Origin of the sequence: Nitrococcus mobilis Nb-231 (genome assembly GCF_000153205.1) — a bacterium.
GTDB classification, from domain to species: domain Bacteria; phylum Pseudomonadota; class Gammaproteobacteria; order Nitrococcales; family Nitrococcaceae; genus Nitrococcus; species Nitrococcus mobilis.
In genome coordinates this window covers 920836-937181 of record NZ_CH672427.1, presented here as the reverse complement: position 1 = coordinate 937181, position 16346 = coordinate 920836, and the positions used below count along the sequence as shown (strand labels likewise).

The 16346-nt window shown below is 62.8% G+C and carries 16 protein-coding genes; 11 read left to right on the top strand and 5 right to left on the bottom strand.

Translation table 11 applies throughout. From position 1 onward, the window contains the following. The first annotated feature begins 20 nt into the window (after nucleotides 1–20). From NB231_RS04260 to NB231_RS04220, 9 genes are all read left to right on the top strand, one after another. Nucleotides 21–812, top strand: coding sequence for a YggS family pyridoxal phosphate-dependent enzyme (locus NB231_RS04260; RefSeq protein ID WP_084766230.1), 792 nt, complete (start codon nucleotides 21–23; stop codon nucleotides 810–812). Between the two features lie 133 nt (nucleotides 813–945). Further along, nucleotides 946–2652: a carbon starvation CstA family protein gene (locus tag NB231_RS04255; RefSeq protein WP_040661787.1), complete on the top strand. Its 1707-nt coding sequence runs from the start codon at nucleotides 946–948 to the stop codon at nucleotides 2650–2652. 134 nt (nucleotides 2653–2786) lie between these two features. Beyond that, complete coding sequence (locus NB231_RS04250; RefSeq protein WP_005000058.1) at nucleotides 2787–3053, top strand: cory-CC-star protein; 267 nt, start codon at nucleotides 2787–2789, stop codon at nucleotides 3051–3053. Between the two features lie 10 nt (nucleotides 3054–3063). Continuing rightward, nucleotides 3064–3999 carry an ArsA family ATPase gene (locus NB231_RS04245; protein WP_005000057.1) on the top strand — a complete coding sequence of 312 codons (936 nt, stop codon included), beginning with the start codon at nucleotides 3064–3066 and terminating at the stop codon, nucleotides 3997–3999. Between the two features lie 255 nt (nucleotides 4000–4254). Continuing rightward, nucleotides 4255–5322, top strand: coding sequence for a hypothetical protein (locus tag NB231_RS04240; protein WP_156776893.1), 1068 nt, complete (start codon nucleotides 4255–4257; stop codon nucleotides 5320–5322). A 246-nt stretch (nucleotides 5323–5568) separates the two neighbouring features. Next, nucleotides 5569–5853 carry a DUF2442 domain-containing protein gene (locus NB231_RS04235; protein WP_005000055.1) on the top strand — a complete coding sequence of 95 codons (285 nt, stop codon included), beginning with the start codon at nucleotides 5569–5571 and terminating at the stop codon, nucleotides 5851–5853. Nucleotides 5854–5871: 18 nt separating this feature from the next. Then, nucleotides 5872–6105, top strand: coding sequence for a DUF4160 domain-containing protein (locus NB231_RS04230; protein ID WP_040661784.1), 234 nt, complete (start codon nucleotides 5872–5874; stop codon nucleotides 6103–6105). Nucleotides 6106–6151: 46 nt separating this feature from the next. Then, nucleotides 6152–6382 (top strand): hypothetical protein, encoded by a 231-nt coding sequence (locus NB231_RS04225; protein ID WP_005000054.1) that lies wholly within the window; start codon nucleotides 6152–6154, stop codon nucleotides 6380–6382. Nucleotides 6383–6469: 87 nt separating this feature from the next. Continuing rightward, nucleotides 6470–6739, top strand: a complete 270-nt coding sequence (locus tag NB231_RS04220; RefSeq protein WP_005000053.1) for a hypothetical protein — start codon at nucleotides 6470–6472, stop codon at nucleotides 6737–6739. Nucleotides 6740–6819: 80 nt separating this feature from the next. Here the strand turns inward: NB231_RS04220 and NB231_RS04215 are convergent, their stop codons facing one another. The 4 genes from NB231_RS04215 to NB231_RS04200 all read right to left on the bottom strand — a co-directional run bounded on the left by NB231_RS04215 (nucleotide 6820) and on the right by NB231_RS04200 (nucleotide 13007). Next, nucleotides 6820–8205 (bottom strand): hypothetical protein, encoded by a 1386-nt coding sequence (locus tag NB231_RS04215; RefSeq protein WP_005000051.1) that lies wholly within the window; start codon nucleotides 8203–8205, stop codon nucleotides 6820–6822. Nucleotides 8206–8367: 162 nt separating this feature from the next. Further along, entirely contained in the window at nucleotides 8368–8673 is a 306-nt protein-coding gene (locus NB231_RS04210) for a hypothetical protein (RefSeq protein ID WP_005000050.1), read from the bottom strand. Nucleotides 8674–8754: 81 nt separating this feature from the next. Continuing rightward, nucleotides 8755–10284, bottom strand: coding sequence for a hypothetical protein (locus NB231_RS04205; protein WP_005000048.1), 1530 nt, complete (start codon nucleotides 10282–10284; stop codon nucleotides 8755–8757). 377 nt (nucleotides 10285–10661) lie between these two features. After that, on the bottom strand, nucleotides 10662–13007 hold the full coding sequence (locus tag NB231_RS04200) for a site-specific integrase (protein ID WP_040661781.1): 2346 nt from the start codon (nucleotides 13005–13007) through the stop codon (nucleotides 10662–10664). 116 nt (nucleotides 13008–13123) lie between these two features. Between NB231_RS04200 and NB231_RS19390 the strand changes: the two genes are divergently transcribed. Then, complete coding sequence (locus NB231_RS19390) at nucleotides 13124–13270, top strand: hypothetical protein (RefSeq protein WP_232210383.1); 147 nt, start codon at nucleotides 13124–13126, stop codon at nucleotides 13268–13270. 98 nt (nucleotides 13271–13368) lie between these two features. Continuing rightward, complete coding sequence (locus NB231_RS19385; protein WP_005000047.1) at nucleotides 13369–13527, top strand: hypothetical protein; 159 nt, start codon at nucleotides 13369–13371, stop codon at nucleotides 13525–13527. On the opposite strand, the gene NB231_RS04195 is transcribed toward NB231_RS19385, so the two are convergent. Further along, a complete protein-coding gene (locus NB231_RS04195; RefSeq protein ID WP_005000046.1) occupies nucleotides 13524–16268 on the bottom strand; it encodes a CARDB domain-containing protein in 2745 nt (914 codons plus the stop codon). The two genes, NB231_RS19385 and NB231_RS04195, sit on opposite strands and share 4 nt — an antisense overlap. Between the last annotated feature and the right edge of the window lie 78 nt (nucleotides 16269–16346).

Genomic DNA, 16346 nt, shown 5'->3' with positions numbered 1-16346 from the left:
TCACGGTAGGATAGGGCCTGTTGACGATCACCCGCAACGGCGCTAATAAGCGTATGACTAAGACCGATGAATTGTTAATACGACAGCACTGCGACGAAGTGCGCCGGCGTATTGCGCAGGCCTGCGCGCGCGCCGGCCGCGCGCCGGAAGAAGTGCGGCTCCTGCCGGTGACCAAAACGGTCGCCGCCGAGCGGTTGCGAGCGGCCTTTGTGGCCGGGCTCACCGAGTTCGGCGAGAACAAGATTCAGGAGGCCGACGCCAAGGCGGAACACCTCGCGGATCTGCCGGTCACCTGGAGTATCATAGGTCATCTGCAGACCAACAAGGCCAAGCAGGCGGTCCGCTTCGCGCGGGAGTTCCAGGCCTTGGATAGCTTGCGGCTGGCCGAGGCGTTGGAGCGCCGTTTGCAAGGTGCAGGCCGGGGGCTCGACGTGCTCGTGCAGGTCAACACCTCCGCTGAGGCGAGCAAATTCGGCCTTGCCCCCGAGGCCGTCGCCGATTTCCTGCGCGCGCTGCCGGCGTTTTCGGCATTGCGGGTGCGTGGCCTTATGACGCTGGCCGTCTTTGACCCGGATACCGTGCGTGTCCGGGCCTGCTTCCGCAGGCTCAGAGTACTTCGGGATCGGCTCCGCGACGCGGCGCCGCCCGCGATCGCGCTCGATGAGCTGTCGATGGGCATGTCGGGAGATTTCGAGGCCGCCGTGGAGGAGGGCGCGACGGTCGTGCGGGTCGGGCAAGCGATCTTCGGAGCGCGCCCGCTGCCGGACAGCCATTACTGGCCGGGCGAGGGCAGCGGCGTAGCGGATCAGTGACGAACGCCCTGAAGCGGCGCAATGAGCTTCCGGGCGCTGTATCCGTATTCGGTGCGCGGCCGGCTTGGCGGGTGTGCTGCGGGGCGGCAGGGGATAGCACGAGAGCGAAGCAAGCGCAAGCAAGGAGAACACCGTGCCGGCAGTGGTGGTGGCCGTACTCGTATTTGCGGCCTTCTATCTCGGGTTTCGTTTCTATTCCCGGTATCTGGCCGAGAAGGTCTACCGGCTCGATCCGAACTTCGTTACGCCGGCGCACGAGCTCAAGGACGGGGTCGACTACGTCCCCACCAACAAACACGTGCTCTTCGGCCACCACTTTACCTCGGTGGCCGGCGCCGCACCGATCGTCGGCCCGGCCATCGCCGTCTACTGGGGCTGGCTGCCCGCCCTGCTGTGGGTTGTGTTCGGCGCGATTTTCGCCGCCGGGGTACACGATACGGGTGCCTTGGTCACCTCCGTGCGCAATAAAGGCCAGAACATCGGTACGCTCTCGGGTAGTGTCATCAGCGGCCGGGCGCGGTCGCTGTTTCTGATCATCCTGTTCTTCCTGCTGACTTTGGTGAATGCGGTTTTCGCCGTGGTCATGGCGACGCTGTTCATCGCCAATCCGGCTTCGGTGATACCGGCCGTTGCCGTCATTCCCATCGCCATCGTGGTCGGGCAGCGAGTGTATCGTGCGCGCTCCCCGGCACTGATCCCTTCGCTGATCGGGTTGGTCGTCCTCTATCTCATGATCCCGGTCGGCCAGCTCTACCCGGTGTCGGTCGACGGCCTGGCGGCGCTCGTCGGGTTCACCCCGAAGACCACCTGGGTTCTGCTGATCTTTCTCTATACTTGGTTCGCCTCGCGGTTGCCGGTTTGGGTACTGCTCCAGCCCCGCGACTACATCAACTCCCATCAGCTGTTCGTCGCCCTCGGGCTGATCTTTTGCGGTGTGTTGGTCGGCTTCGACACCATCAACGCGCCCGCGGTCAACACCTATATCGCGCAAGACTCGCCGAGCTGGTTCCCGTTCCTGTTCATCACCATCGCCTGCGGGGCGATCTCCGGCTTTCACAGCCTGGTTGCCTCGGGTACCACCTCCAAGCAGCTCGACAAGGAGACCGACGCCCGCTACGTCGGTTATCTCGGTGCCCTGGGGGAGGGCTCGCTCGCTTTGGGCGCCATCCTCGCCACCACGGCGGGCATCGGTACCGCCGCCGTCTGGAATGAGAAATACGTAGATTTCGGTACCGCTTCGAGCGGCGCGGTGGATAATTTCGTCAGCGGTGTCGGCCACTTCGTGAGTCATCTCGGCATCCCGCCGGAGCTGGGGGCGATTTTCGCCTCGGTGGTGGTCATCACCTTCGCCGGCACCACCATGGATACGGGTGTGCGCCTGCAGCGCTATATTTTCCAGGAGGTCGGCGAGCTGATCGGTGTGCGCTGGCTGGCCCGCAACGTCACCGCCGCCACCACCGCAGGGGTGGCGGCGCCGCTGGCCCTGGCGCTCGCGCCGGGCGGCGGTGAGCAGGGCTTCGCCTTCGGTCGCCTCTGGCAGCTGTTCGGCACCACCAATCAGCTCACTGCCGGGCTCACCCTGGCGGTGATCGCGGTGTGGACCGCCGCGCGTCGGTGCAATCCGGCCGCGCCGCTCATCCCGCTGGTGTTCCTGCTGTTCATGACGGTCTACGCGCTGCTTTTGAACCTGGTAACGTTCTATACCCAGAGGGACTGGTTGCTGCTGAGCCTGGATTCCATCATTCTGGTCTTGAGCGTCTGGCTGTTGGTGGAGGCCGTCATGGCCTTTAACCGGCTGCGCCGTGCACCGATGGCTCAGGCGGTGCCGGTCGAGCGCTAATAAGATCGGCCCGGTCGATGGGAGGTGAACGGCCATGATGCATTGCCTCAGGCGTGCTCGGGAGCGGAATCCCAAAGCCCTCGGTTCGGGCTTGGCGTTGCCGGCGGGCACAACGGCCGCGGAGGCCGATTCCAGTGCCACCTGATCTGCGCCGCCTCTATTGTCGTATCGAAGCCTTCCACGACGAGCTCTTCGTCGCGCCCTGGCGCTCGGCCCTGCAGCGGGAGGCCAACCGCCAGCAGGACGCGTTGCTCGCCATGCTCTTCCTCGAGGCCCTGGGGGTTCCGAACCCGGCGGGCTACTACACGCTGGAGCTCTATCCGGAGATGGTCGAAGCCTTCCACCAATGGCACCGCCGCATGGGCATGGAGCGCTTCCCGGAGGTCGGCTTCTGCTGCTGACGGGTTGCCCATGGCCAGGCTGATCTTCTTCGGCGGCAAGGGTGGCGTGGGCAAGACGACGCTCGCCGCCGCCTTCGCCTTGCGGCGTGCCGAGGCGGGTGAGCGGGTGCTGCTGGTCTCCACCGACCCCGCCCACTCCACCGGCGATGTGCTCGGTCGTGTGCTCGGAGCCGAGCCCAGCCGGGTGGCGGGCACCTTATGGGCGGTCGAGATCGATGCCGCGGCCGAGGCCGAACGCCACATCGAGCGCATCAAGGCCGACGCGCGGGCGGCTGTGAGCCCGGAGGTCATAGCGACCGTGGAAAGGCAGCTCGACCTCGCCCGATCCAGCCCCGGCACGGATGAAGCGGCGCTGTTCGACCGTTTCGTCGAGCTGATCGGCCGCTGTCCGGAGGAGTTCGAGCGCATCGTCTTCGACACCGCGCCGACCGGGCAGACGCTGCGCCTGCTCACCCTTCCGAGTCTACTCACCGCCTGGGTGCAGGGCGTGCGCCGCCAGCGCGAGCGGGTAAGCGGCATGGAGCGCATGCTGCGCAACATGGCCGGCCGGGAGCCGGTGCGCGCCGAGGATCCGGTGCTCGAGCGGCTCGCCGAGCGCCAGCGCCGCTTCGAGCAGGCCCGCCGGCGCTTGTTGGAAGACGCATGCTTTTACTTGGTGCTCATCCCTGAGCGACTACCCATCGAGGAGACGGCCCGGGCACTGCGAGCACTACAGGCGAGCCACCTCACCGTAGGGCGATTGCTAATCAATCGGGTGCTGCCAGCCGACGCGGAAGGGGCGTTCATGCGCGCGCGGCTCAGCCAGCAGGCCGAATATCTAGCCGAGATCGAACGCCGCTTCGCCGCCACCGGCATTGTCCACATCGTCCACGATCCGCACGATATCACCACCCTGGAGCAACTGCGCACCGTCGCCACGCAGCTCAGCCCGGCGGTGCTGAGCTGAGAAGCATGCATTCAGCCGGTTGTAACACTGTGAGGGATCTGACAAGCCTTATAATGAGGATGCTATCCGTATAATACCTACTCGTAGTAGCTATAGAGGTTTCACATGTTGATCAGGGAGTTTGACCCTAACGGAGAATGCCGCGACGAGGATGCGAGACAAGCAATAGACCGATTTCGGGCGGTCAGCAGAGAGCCTTCCCGATACCCCGGGGTCACAGAGCAGTTAACTGCCATCATCCCTCACGAGTTTCAAGTGACATGGCAACTCTTGCTTGAGACACAGCACTGGTATCATTGGATTAAGTCTAGGAATTTCAATTACAAAGCAATCTACTTGTATCTGCCTAAGCGCTTTTGCGTGGGGCAACGTCTATCGAGATGCCCGCCTGGAGGCCAAAGCAGTTTCATTGTCGATTGCGAGCTAGACAAGTATACGCATCGGTACAAGCTGTCTATTCAGGATTGCCGCCATGACGACCAGCCTGCTTATTACACTTTCCAGCTAACTCCTTACGAACGGTACTCAACGAAGCTTATTGCGACAGCTGACTACTATAGAAGTTATCGCCTTAATGCAGTAGGGATTTTTTTGCGATCAGCACTCAAGGTCGAAGATAAAAAATCTTTTAAAGAAGATAAATCGGCGATTGAAAATTCCCTGCGCGACTCCATAAAGGAATTCGAGGCTTTGTGTTGGGACCGAACACAGTTTGGACCAAGAGAAAGTCATTATTCTGGATCCTGGATTGATTGGTACCGTTCCCCCGGCCGGGTGCATTACTACAAGAATCGGAGCGGCCATAATGGCCCCGAGCTTGGCGAACTAATAAATTCCGGTGAACGCATCGGATTTGTCTACCCTAGCGGAGCTACCGGCTCGCTGGACGAGTGGAAGGAACGCTTCTACATTGAATCCGTCCTGGGCGGCTATGTCAGGGCCATACTCAAGCACCATGGAGAGCAATTGATGTACCGGGACCGCTTAATCCTAACGACTCGGGAGTGTGATGTTGATTTAAGCGTGGTGACACTAAGTCTAGAAGATTGCGTTAGTGCGGAAGATTTCCTTATTAGCCCCATCAGGCTCTTCGGGCGGCGTGGGCTCGTTCGCTACGAGGCTCGGGTTGGCCAACACGTGAAGCAAGGCGACCCGCTAGCTGTTTATCAAGAAAATTCTGGCTCGCCAACGATAACTCTTAGATCACCATACTGCGGTAAGGTGGTCGATCATGGCGTTGATATCGGGTGGGATTCTTTTTGTCCGGATGGGAATAAACCTCTTGTGAGGCTGAAATGTAAACCCGCCTCGGTCACGAACTAATCCCGTCTGGGTAATGCTAAGCGGCCATTGAAGCAGCGTAGTGGAATGGACGAACCATTGCTCTAGGGTAAATGGATTTTTAGAATCGTCTAAAAAAATCGGCGCAAAAGATTGGTTATTGTCTACAGCAGTAACCGGATGTCGTGCCCGGCGGCGCAGAGTACGGCATTGAATGCATCGCCAAGCGGCCCTTCAGTCTAAAGGAGGCAAAATGTTCAAACAGGATGAGCGTGTAACGGAGGGGGCATGATCCGGCCGGCTGACGTGGAAGCCCGAGACGGCTACCGAATCTGGCTGCGGTATTCTGATGGCACGATGGGAGAGATCGATTTGTCTCATCTGGCTGGCCGCGGTGTGTTCAAGGCTTGGAACAAGCGGGCATTTTTTGAAACGGTGCACGTCTCAGAAGTTGGAGCGATCGCATGGGGCGAGGACCTGGAGCTTTGCCCGGATGCGCTCTATATGCAGCTCACTGGCAAATCCGTCGAAGAGGTGATGCCGGGTGCGCGGACGCTGATCGCAGATGCCTGACTCTGCCGATTCTACGGGATCATTATTCGTATGTACTTCGATGACCATGCGCCGCCTCATTTCCACGCCTCATACGGCGGGCACGAGGTTGTTGTCGCTATCGATACGTTGGCCGTGCTCCATGGACATCTTCCAGCGAGAGCGCAAGGGCTTGTGGTTGAGTGGGCCTTGCTGCATCAATCCGAGCTGCGAGAAGCCTGGAGACGTGCGAAGCGTCTGGAGTCACCCGGGAAAATCGACCCTCTGGACTGAGCTTCGGCATAGATAGGCATAATAATCTGATAGTCACGCCATCGCCTTGCCGGCGGAGAGTACCCTTATACGCTACGTATCCATCAGTGCCGCCGCAGAGGCCCTGCGCCAGATTGCCAACCGTGAGACCGACCACGTGCTGGTCATGCGTGACAACCGTCCGGCCGCGGTCATGCTCTCGGTGGAACACTACCGCGCCCTGGCCCAGCTGCGCGAGCTGATGCGCGACCCCGAGGGCCTCGAGGAGATGCTGCGCGTACATCGCGAGGCCATGTAGGGCTGCGCCGAAGGCCCTTCGCTGGAAGAGTACGCCGCGCAGCGCGCCGGGCGGCACGATCTGGTCGGCCACGAAGGCTGAGCAGAGATGCCCCGGCACTCCTTCGTGCGCATCCAGATCCCCGGTGCTCGAACCCGCCGCTTGCTCGACCGCCTGCTGACCCAGGAATGGAACTGCCTCAGCGAAGCCCTGCGCTCCCTCTCCGAGGGGCGGTGGGAGTTCCACGAAGACCCGAATCTTCCGGGCGGCAGTTACTGCCTCGAGGCTTGCGGCTTCACCATCTGGTTCACCGCCCCGGTGCTCGGTGGGATGGCGACCGTCACCCAGGTCGGCTATCTGCCCGACCTCCCTGGGTGAGCCATGGCCGGCCCCATCCAGGCCGTGCCGGAACTCGCCTGGTATCTGGCCTCTGCCGATCCGTCCCGCTCGCACCGCCCTCAATCGCTGAGGATAACCTCGCGGGCGGCAGCGAGGCCGCGTGTTGTCATCGTCGGCGGGTTCGAAAGCAATCTGTCGATGACGGAAAGAGCCAGGTCACGGCGTCCTTTCTCATTCGGCAAGCTGTCGGCGATCGCGCCAAGGACCCAATGATTGTGCGCAATCCATGCTCGCGCGGCGATTTTCCGTACCTCGTCATCAGCGTCGGCGAAAAGCGGCAAGGAGGCGGTCAACGGGCTTGCTACCTCGAGCAGCTGCCTGGTGATCGCGGGCTTTCCCAGCGCCGCCCAAGCCTTCCGTGCCGCCTCGGGATCGTGTCCGAACTTCTCGCGGAAGGCGCGTGTGAACGGGCTCAAAAACGGCCAGTCGCCGCCTCTGACGATGCGATCGACGATTTCCTTGGTGCTTGCGCGATCGCCGTCTTTCACCGGGTCGTAGAGCACGCGATCTCTTACAGCGGCGTGTATGGGGCTTGTCGCATCCGTGGTGGCGCGCGTCGCTTCGGCCAGCGCCGCGGCGGTGACGGGAAACAGATACGGTGCTCCCAGTCCCAGGCAGTGAAAGCTTTCGGGGGGTCGTCCGGCTTCACCGAAGCCCTCCGCAAAGCCCCGAATGATCTGAGCCAGCCGCACGTAGCGCCGCGGCACGGGTCGCGCGAGCCTGATGCTCTTGGTTTCCATGACGAAGAAATCCGTCGCGCTCGGGTCACGCGTGATACCGGCGATGCCGACCGCGGCGTGCCGTACTCCCGCCCGGGCGGCAAGCCTGCCTGCAGAGCGTGCCGTGTTGTAATCCATAGCGCTCAAGACCGCGTGTACGCGGATTCCCTTGCAGCGGGTATCGTTGGCGACGCGCTTCCAGAGCCGTAGCGTCCGCCGGTTGCGAGTGTCGAATCGGGAGACCCGCCACCCGGTCGTCTCCCGCTCCAGGTCCAGCGCGATGAGACAAGCCGTTGCAAAATCCTCCTGAGCGATGAGATCGGTCGGCAGCATCGATAGCTGGGTGGTCAATAGCGCTTCGGCGTCGATGGCCTCCGAGGTTTCGAGGGTATGGTCCAGCACCGCCTGGGCGAGTCGTGAAGCCCGGTCCCTCAATACGGCCGGAACGCCCGCGCCGCGGGGCACATGGCCGAGCGCCTTGCGCAGCTGCTTGACCTCCGTCCGTAATCGTTTTGCCGGTTCGGCGAAATGGTCGATCGTAGCGTCGATCATGGGCTTGGTGCCGTTGTCCGCGAACAGCGGTAGCCCCAGCGCCCGTATCTTTTCCGCGGCTTTTAGTGTGGCCGGGGTTAGTCGGTGGGATGAAAGCAGGTAAGCGCGCGGCTGAATCGATTCCGTTGCAAATGCTTCGATGGTCTCATTGCGCAGATTTGCAACGAATCGCATGATGCACTCTGAATCCGTTCACGGAACGGGCGCGTACGGCATACGCAGCCCATCCGCTCCTTCTAGGACTGTGGCGTGGCACCGGTTTCAGTACAAGAATGTCACCGGCATGGGCGGGTGACATTCTTGTAAGCGGATATTCGTCTGCGACGATGCGCACGCCTAATCCTCGAAGAAATGTTTGATCTTGCATGCCAAATAGACGAAGAACGACTGGCCGGATTTCTTTGCAGCCTCGTCGGCGGCCTGCTGGGCTGCCTCCAGCTCGGCCCGCGCTTCGCCGAGCTGCTGTGACAGGCCGGTGCATTCGGGGTCTTCGCTCGGTATGCTCCCCTTGCAATGCAAAGGGATACCGCTTTCTATGAGCCAGACACTTTCCTCCGCCGCGGCAAGCTGATCACGGGCATTTTGGAACGCGGCATAGTCTTGCTCGAAAGTGTCGTACAGTTCTTCGCACGGACCGGACATTGCCTACCTCCTTACCCCCGTGGACTGGAATCGAAAAGAGACCGCCCGCGCAGCTGGCTCGCTGGCCAGGGCGGTGGAGGGTTACTCGCCCTGATCGATTAGATCCTTCATGAAATCAAGATAAATCAACTCGCCGGCTCCTTCGACGCTCGCCTGACGGCGGGGCTCTGCCGCGCTCTGGTGCGGACCAAGCGACCAGTGCATATTGAGCCCGTTTCGCCACGGCTGATACCAGCGCCTCGCGGATCTAAGAAAAGCGATTCGCCAACTCTTGTCACTGAGATCTGCCAACGAAAGTCTATCCACTTCGATGCCTGGCGAATCATCCAGCAGCGCAGAGTTCTTGCGGAAAATCCCGCTCAGACGGCAAAAGGCCCCGTCAGTCACGCCCAGGTGGGGCAGGTGCATGAATAGCGCCGCCGCCCTCGCGCGGGTTTGGCTCGAAGGGTCGAGCAGTTCGATGCGGCTGACCAGCCCGCTGCCCCCTGGCTGAATCGCTTCCACCCGCGTTGCAAAGCCTTCCACCTCGACGAACTCGCCCCCCTCGAGCCGGCCCATATGGGCGAGTTGAGTGTCCTTGCCGTTGGGGAGCTTCGTGTCGAACGCGAGGTCGGCCGCCTTGTCGTATAGCTCGAGTACGTCGACGTCTGGTTCATCCCTGAGCAGGTTCAGGGCAATGCGGTAACTCGCCGCGTGGGCAGCGGTCGCTTCCCGGGTCAGGGCCCCCGCACGCATTGCCAGGCGGCCCAGATTTTCGGCGGCGCCGCCTTTTCCCTCTTCGCGGAGCCGTTGCATCGCCACGAAAACCTTGGCCTGAGGGCGCGCGAGGCGCGGGAGGCTCTGCTCGATGATGCCGGCTAACGCGCAGGCCTCCTCTACCACGTCGTCCGTTGGGGCCCGAGACGTCATCCGGTGGTAAATCCGGAGCTGGCCGGCGCGGATCAGCGCCTCCACCTCCTCGACGATACGCTGAAACGCGTTTGTGGTTTCGGTGTGGAAGTGCGCTGAAGACTCCGACTGTACCGAGCGAAGTGTGAGGTTGAACGCTGCGTGTACGACACCGAGCAGACCTCGGGACAGACTCACGATCGCCACGTCGTGACCGTGCGGAGGAAGATGGTTACCCCGTCCGAGCCCTGCTGCCAACCCGCGGCCGTCAGCCCCGGCCGGTTGATCCAGGTATACGGCGAGATCGCCATCGATCTCTCTGGCAGTTCGCAGCCGGCGGGTCGCCATTCTCTCGGTGCCCTGAAAGACGCGTAGCGCTGCGTATCCCACTCCCATGCTGCGAATTCCCAACAACTCGGTGCGTGGCCAATCCGAGGCATTGACCGCTTCGCGCAGTGCGGCCGGCGTGTCCAGCAGCTCACGGAGCAAGGAAGCGGTGGAGCTTAATCCGGGGAATCCGGTGAGGCGGAGATCGGCGATCCGAGTTGCGATGGCGGTTTGTTGTTGCGTCACGCTGATTCCCTCCGTTGCGACAGATACGCGGGCACGGTGAAGCGCCACTGGCTCGTCGGATTCTTTGGGCGTGATGCGGAGAAGCGGGTCGCGGGCGGTGGCATGCTCCACGTCTCCCGGCTTGTAGCGATTGGCGGCCCAGTGGGTCACAGGTTCGCGAGACGGCCTCTTTCTGAGCAAAAGCAGTGTGCCCAACGGCGAACTGACGTTTGTCTGAACGATCTGAAAAACTATCTTGTTCGTTGAATTGCCGCGCGGCACGCTGCTGTGTTTTCGACCCAAGCGTTCCGGCGCCGTGCTTGGTCATGAGCCCTGTCCTCGGATTCCACCACCATACGTTCGCTCCGTTGGGCCACCGGCGCTCAACCTCGAAACGTATAGGCAGTATAGACCCCTTCTCGTCCGACAGAATCATCTCCTCGCCTGCGCCCGATCGTCGATCTGATCCGCGAAGTGGCTCGGACCGGTTTTCCATGGCCCGAATCCGCCCCCCCTTTCCCACCCCGTCATCCGAGTGGCCATATCCTCTACACCAGCGGCTGCACCAGCGTTAACCAGCCGCTCTTCGCCGCCAGGGTCTCGGCCTCGCGGTTGCGCGAGCCGAGTGGAATCCGGTGGAAGAAGTCGAAGAGGACGGGCACCGGGATGGCTCGGCTGAGCACGAGCGGCAGGGTCGCCGTGAGCAGCGCCGCCAACTCCGCCGCCGACCCTGGAGGGAAGCCCCCGGGGTCGTCGATGGCGACGCTCTCGACCGTCGCTGCCCCTTCCTCGGCGCTCGGGATCAGCGCGATCGCGTGCCGGTGGATCAGGCACTGGAGCAACTCGGCCGGGTTGCCCTGGAGCTCGACCAGACCCACGTCCTGGAGACAGAGCAGGTTCCGGAGCAGGTCCTGGAACAGGTCCTCCTTTCCGGCCACGCAGCTTGGGCAGCGATGGAATCGAATCGCGAGATCGGCGCGGACCCGCGCGGTGGCCCGGAGGGGTGCCTGCACAGCGCCGGCCAGCTCCAGCTCCAGCGGCAGGGTGGCGAGCCGTAGCCGAGGGCGATCGGTCGGGTCGAAGAACTCGACCGGTGGCGGGTCCGGCGGCGTGAGAGCGCGGACGACGAACTCCTGGTCCGGGGGCAGGGGGTAGACCCCGGTGTAATCGGTGGTCGCGAGCTCCGGCGACACGAGGGCGAAGCCGTCCGCGGCGTGGAGGAAGGCATATTGCACGTTGGGGACGACGAAGTTGACGGCATAGCCTAGGGCGAGGAGCGTGTCGAGCGTGTCCGGCAGGGGCGGGGCCGTACGGTACCGCTCGGCCCACGGATCCTCCCAGCCGTCCAGGATGTCCTTCCATCGGTCATAGGCGAGCAGCACCGCGACGATGCCGCGGTCACCCAAGGGCAGGCCCTGTGGAGTGGGAAAGACTCGCGTCGGGCTATTCCGGAGGGCAGGCAGCGCCAGGTATCGGGCTTGGCCCTCGCGCCAGAGCCGGAGCGTCGTTGCGCTCTCTGCGCTGATCTTGAGGCTCCGGGTACGTCCTTGCGGTCCGATCTCGACGATCCGCCGGCGGACGTCCACTTGGGACCAGCGGAGCCCGCTCAGGAGCGGCGCAGGGAGCCCGTCTGCCAGGAGGTGCAGGAGGGCGCGGTCGCGGAGGCGGAAGCGGGGGGTCGCGAGCTGCCTCACCGCGGCGTCCACTTCCTGGCGGGGCACGATGGCCGTCGTGTAGTCCGGGATCGGGACGTAAACGTCGAACAGGTCCACGATTAGGTCGCCTACGTCCACGTAGTCGTGGATCCGGTCGAACGGGTTGGTGAAGCTGTCCGGGTCGAAGAGATCGCGAGGGTCGAACCCGCCGCCGTCCGGCGGATCCTCCGGCTCCTCGTGCCGGAAGTGGATCGCACGCTGGTTCTGCGGCCCGCCCACGACGTCTATCCCCGGCCGGTACTCGAAGGTCACCTGCTCCGTCACCGGGCGCTCGAAGGCCGCCCCGTACTTCGCGATGGAGGGGAAATCGAAGATCGTGGGGGTGTCGATCTCCGCCAGCTTGGCCTCGAGATCGTCCTCGATTTTCTGGAGCACCCGCTCGCCCAGCGCCACCTGCAGCTGACTCAGGAACACGGCGGTGAGGGTGCCCATCAGCCCGAAGAGGAATCCCAGCGCCAGGATCACCCACTCGTCTACCTGGCCGAAGCGGAACTCGGCACGGTCGATGGTGGAGTCGCGCTGGAGAATCGTCGGGACGACGGGCCGAAACCGTTGGCCCGTGCCCGCGCCGATCACATACGCATCCGGCTCGACGCTGAGCCCGAGTGCCACTCGCGTGGCGACGTCGTAGAGCCCGGTGCCCGAGAGCAGCGGCACCGTGAACAGCTCAGGCCATTCGTTTTTGAAGGGGTTGTATATATGGACCCGGAGCCCCGCGTCGAGCAAGCTGATCTGCTCCACGTTGAGTTGGATCCGGAGCTGGTCGGCGTCCGGATCCAACAGGGCCGGCAGGTCGGGCCAGTTGGCGAGGGCCTTCTCCTCGGGCAGCCGCAGCTCGAACCCGCTCACGAAGTAGAAGCGCAGCCGAGCGTAAACGGGGCCGATCAGCGGCCAGCGCCCTTGGCCCAAGAAGAGCTCGATGGGGTCGAAGGTGAGAGCGGCATCGACGTTGGCGATGGCGTCGTCGATGGTGGGGCGAAGGTCGAACTCGTTTCCGAAGAAGCTCCAGGTGAGGTTCTGATCGGCGAAGAAGTCGGCGAGTTGGTCGCGGATCGATCGCCCGGTGGCGAGCCGGAGGCCGCCGATGAACTCGTTCAGCTCGGTGGCGAGGGCCAGGTCGATGGGTACCCCGGCTACGGAGCCGCTGTAGAGCCGGTACTCGAAGTCCGAGGAGATCATCTCGTCCTCCTTTCCCTCTTCGTCAGCGTCCGGCCGAGGTATCCGGCGATATCGCTAGGGCGGCGGCCGGCAGCGATCTGGCGCAAGCGGTGCGTCGCAATGGCACCACGCCCAGGATGGCGCTGCGGCTGGTGCTGATGATGGCAGAAGATCTAGAGCGTATTATGAACTTGCAGCCGATTGATATAAGCAGTATAGATGGCCTTTCCTTCGACAGCACCCCATCTTCGCTTTCGTCGGTCGGCCGTTGGTCTGACCCGTGAAGTGCCTCGGGCCGGCATTGCGCCACTCAAATTCACCTCGACTACAGGCCCGCCGATGCCACCAGTGCGCGGTGTTTGCTATTCGGCGCAAATACCCCGTGAAAGCGGGTCAGATCGCCGCTGCGCTGATGCTCGCGTATCGCGTCAGGCTCGAATTCGACTCCGCGCAGCTCAAGAAGAAGCCCCGACCTGTCGATCGGGGCTCCCGCCCGCAGCAGAATATAGCTGTGGTTCAGTTTGACCCGGTCACCGCTTAGCCCTGCGTTGTCTCGTCCCGGCTGTTGTTGTCTTCCGCACATTCGCTGACGGACTGGTTGCTGTCTACGTCCGCGCGAATCGTGCAGTTGGGGTCGAAGCAATTGCCGCCGGGTGGGGTCACCACCGTCAGCGACGCATTGTCCCCGGCCCCCAGCCCGCTAGGGACGGGTGAGGTGACTGCCACCGACTGCCTGGGATCGAAAACCGTACGCAGCTCGAAGGGTCCGGCGTCGGCATTACCTATGTTGGCAATCCCGACACGAACCGAGGTTTTGCAGCTTCCTGCCCCGGTGGGGCAGCTCACCTTCGGTGTGCCTATCTCACTCACGACCAGGTCGGGGCAGCTGGACGTGGGCGGCTGACGCTTGATCGAACGCTCGCGGATGTCCTCCACATCGATACTGATTGTGCCATGCTGGGTAGTCTCGCAACGATAGCACTGGGACGCCTTCGAGCACTGCCCGCGAGTCTGGTCACAGCAGCCGTGCTTCCGCCGGCAGTGGCGCTTCTTGCCGGAGTGATCGCAGCACTCCACGTCAGCCTTACAGCGCCTGCTCTCATGCACCAGGCCGCTGGCAGTATAGACGGCGGTGACATCCAGGCTCTTGTCACTGCGCAGGACGACGAACCCCTTGAGGTAGGAGGACGGTAACCCGGTCGGGAACAGTCGCCGACGGATATCGATACAGTCCACTTCCATCGCCTCGCCTGGGGCCAGCGCATCCTTGCCCAGCGACAGCACCTCGCCTGGTTCATCGCCATCCGGCGGGAACGTCAGGGACAATGTCTTGCTGAACCTTGCCGTGCCGTTGTTCGCGTTGAGGACGTTGATCGCGGTGGCGTAACGTCCCGGAGCCAGTCGCATCCCGGCCGCATCCTTCTGCAGGCCGCATACCACCTTGGCTGAATACCGATACCTTGGTTCGACCTCGTCACACACGCCGTTCCGATTCTGGTCCGTGCAGGCACCGCTCGAGATGTCGATCGCATCGTCGACACCGTTCCCGTTGAGGTCCGGAGTCACCCCAGAGAGCTGTGCGAAGATCCGCGACTTCAGAGGTCCGACGACGAACCGCTGCAGATCGCGGTCGAAATATCTGGCATGGGGATCGGTCAGCGTCGCTTCGAGGTAGATGCGGGCTGCCGGAAACAGCCCTAGAACGTGCCCTTTCCGGCAGTATTCCATGCGATTGGGTGCAATCGCATCGGGAATGGGCGGCGGCGTGATCAGACCGCATTCGGCCGGGGGCTTGGCGATGAAGTCCACGGCACGTTTCTCTGCCAGGCTACCGACGGTCACATCCGTCGTGTCGACGACCGTGAACGTGTCCTGGTCTGTTCCGCGGACGGCCCACGGCTCTACCGGCCGACCATCAAAGCCCTTCAGCTCACCGCCGGGCACCATCTCATTGATGTCTACGGTTCGTGGCAGGTAACGCACCACGAAGTCGGACAGAATCAGCGGTCCGTTCTCCGGATCCGGGTTGGAGAAGGTGACGTGGAAGCCGCCCGTTGCCGGATCGAAGGATCCTCCGGTCGTGTACCCAACCACTCGCGGCTTGAGTTCCATGGGCGATCCACCCGCGGTGAACTCGACGTCGCGGACGATATAGTCCGTCGTCAGTCCCACGCCGACGTGGAATTCCTCGCCGGCGGGGATCTGACCATCGGCGCCGTTGTCCCAGGACTTCGCAGCGGTGAAAGTGATGATGAAACGATCGTAGTTGTCACCTTTGAAGGTCTCGGAACCATCCCCGCTGATGCTTACGTCTCCCCAGGGGCTGAGACCGCCCGTATACATCGATCCTTTGGTCGGCGTACCGTCGGCCGGCCTCACCAGCACGGTGATCCGGAAGCCATCCGCCGTGCTGTCGTTCGGGTTGATGAAATCCCAGTTGCTGACGGTTTGCTCGTAGAGGCCGAGATTTCGCGCTAGGATTTCAAAACTGGTGTTGCTGAAGTGCCTGTCCTGAGCCCGGTCCTCACCCGAGGGTGTGGACATCAGGTGATTGGATTCCTCGTCTTCGGATCCCACCGGGGCGGCGTCCGGGTGATCGGGGCCGTAATTGTGGCCGCCCTCATGGCTGATCGTGCCGCCGATGGCGTTGGCCCAGCGTGCGAGGGTGGAGTTGGCGCCGTTCAGTGCTCCACCGGAGCCACCGAATGAGCTCTCGAAACTCCCCGCCCAAACCCTCGCGTAGTCCATCTCGTTGTCGTCGAAGTCGTCGAAGGCCTGGGCGATGCCGAACAGGTCCGGGTTGGTGTCGGACCCGATGCCGATGACCTGCCAGCGCGGATCGCTCGGTGGGGGATCCGTGGTGCCATTGGCGCTTATCGTCTGCACCACGCGGACGTCGAACTCACAGTAGTCGGTCTTCACCCGCTCGGTGATGGCGTTGCGCAATTGCGTGGTGCTGCCGACCCCCGGATCGAGGTCATTGATATCGAAGGGCTCCAGCGGTGAAGTGGAGATACCCCACCCGCCGGGATCGTCCGGAAAGTCGCTGTCTGTCGCGGTGGGGAAGTAGAGGTACAGCACACTGCCCGCACCGGGACGATTCGCCTGGCAGTCCACGACTGCAGCCCGCGGGGACGATACGATCGACAAGCTGATCAATAGACCTGCCAAGATGGTTGGCAGAGGACCGAACCTCGGAGGCGCGATTTCGTGCTTGCGCCGGCCGTCATCGGCCGCAGATCGCGCGGTGACGGGACATTCCTGGTAATTTTGTTCTTGCATGGCAGTACTCCCGATAAGAACATGGTGGTCCATGCTTCTTGCCCCGGTATTTCTGCTCGACTCTCCTTGTATCCCCCA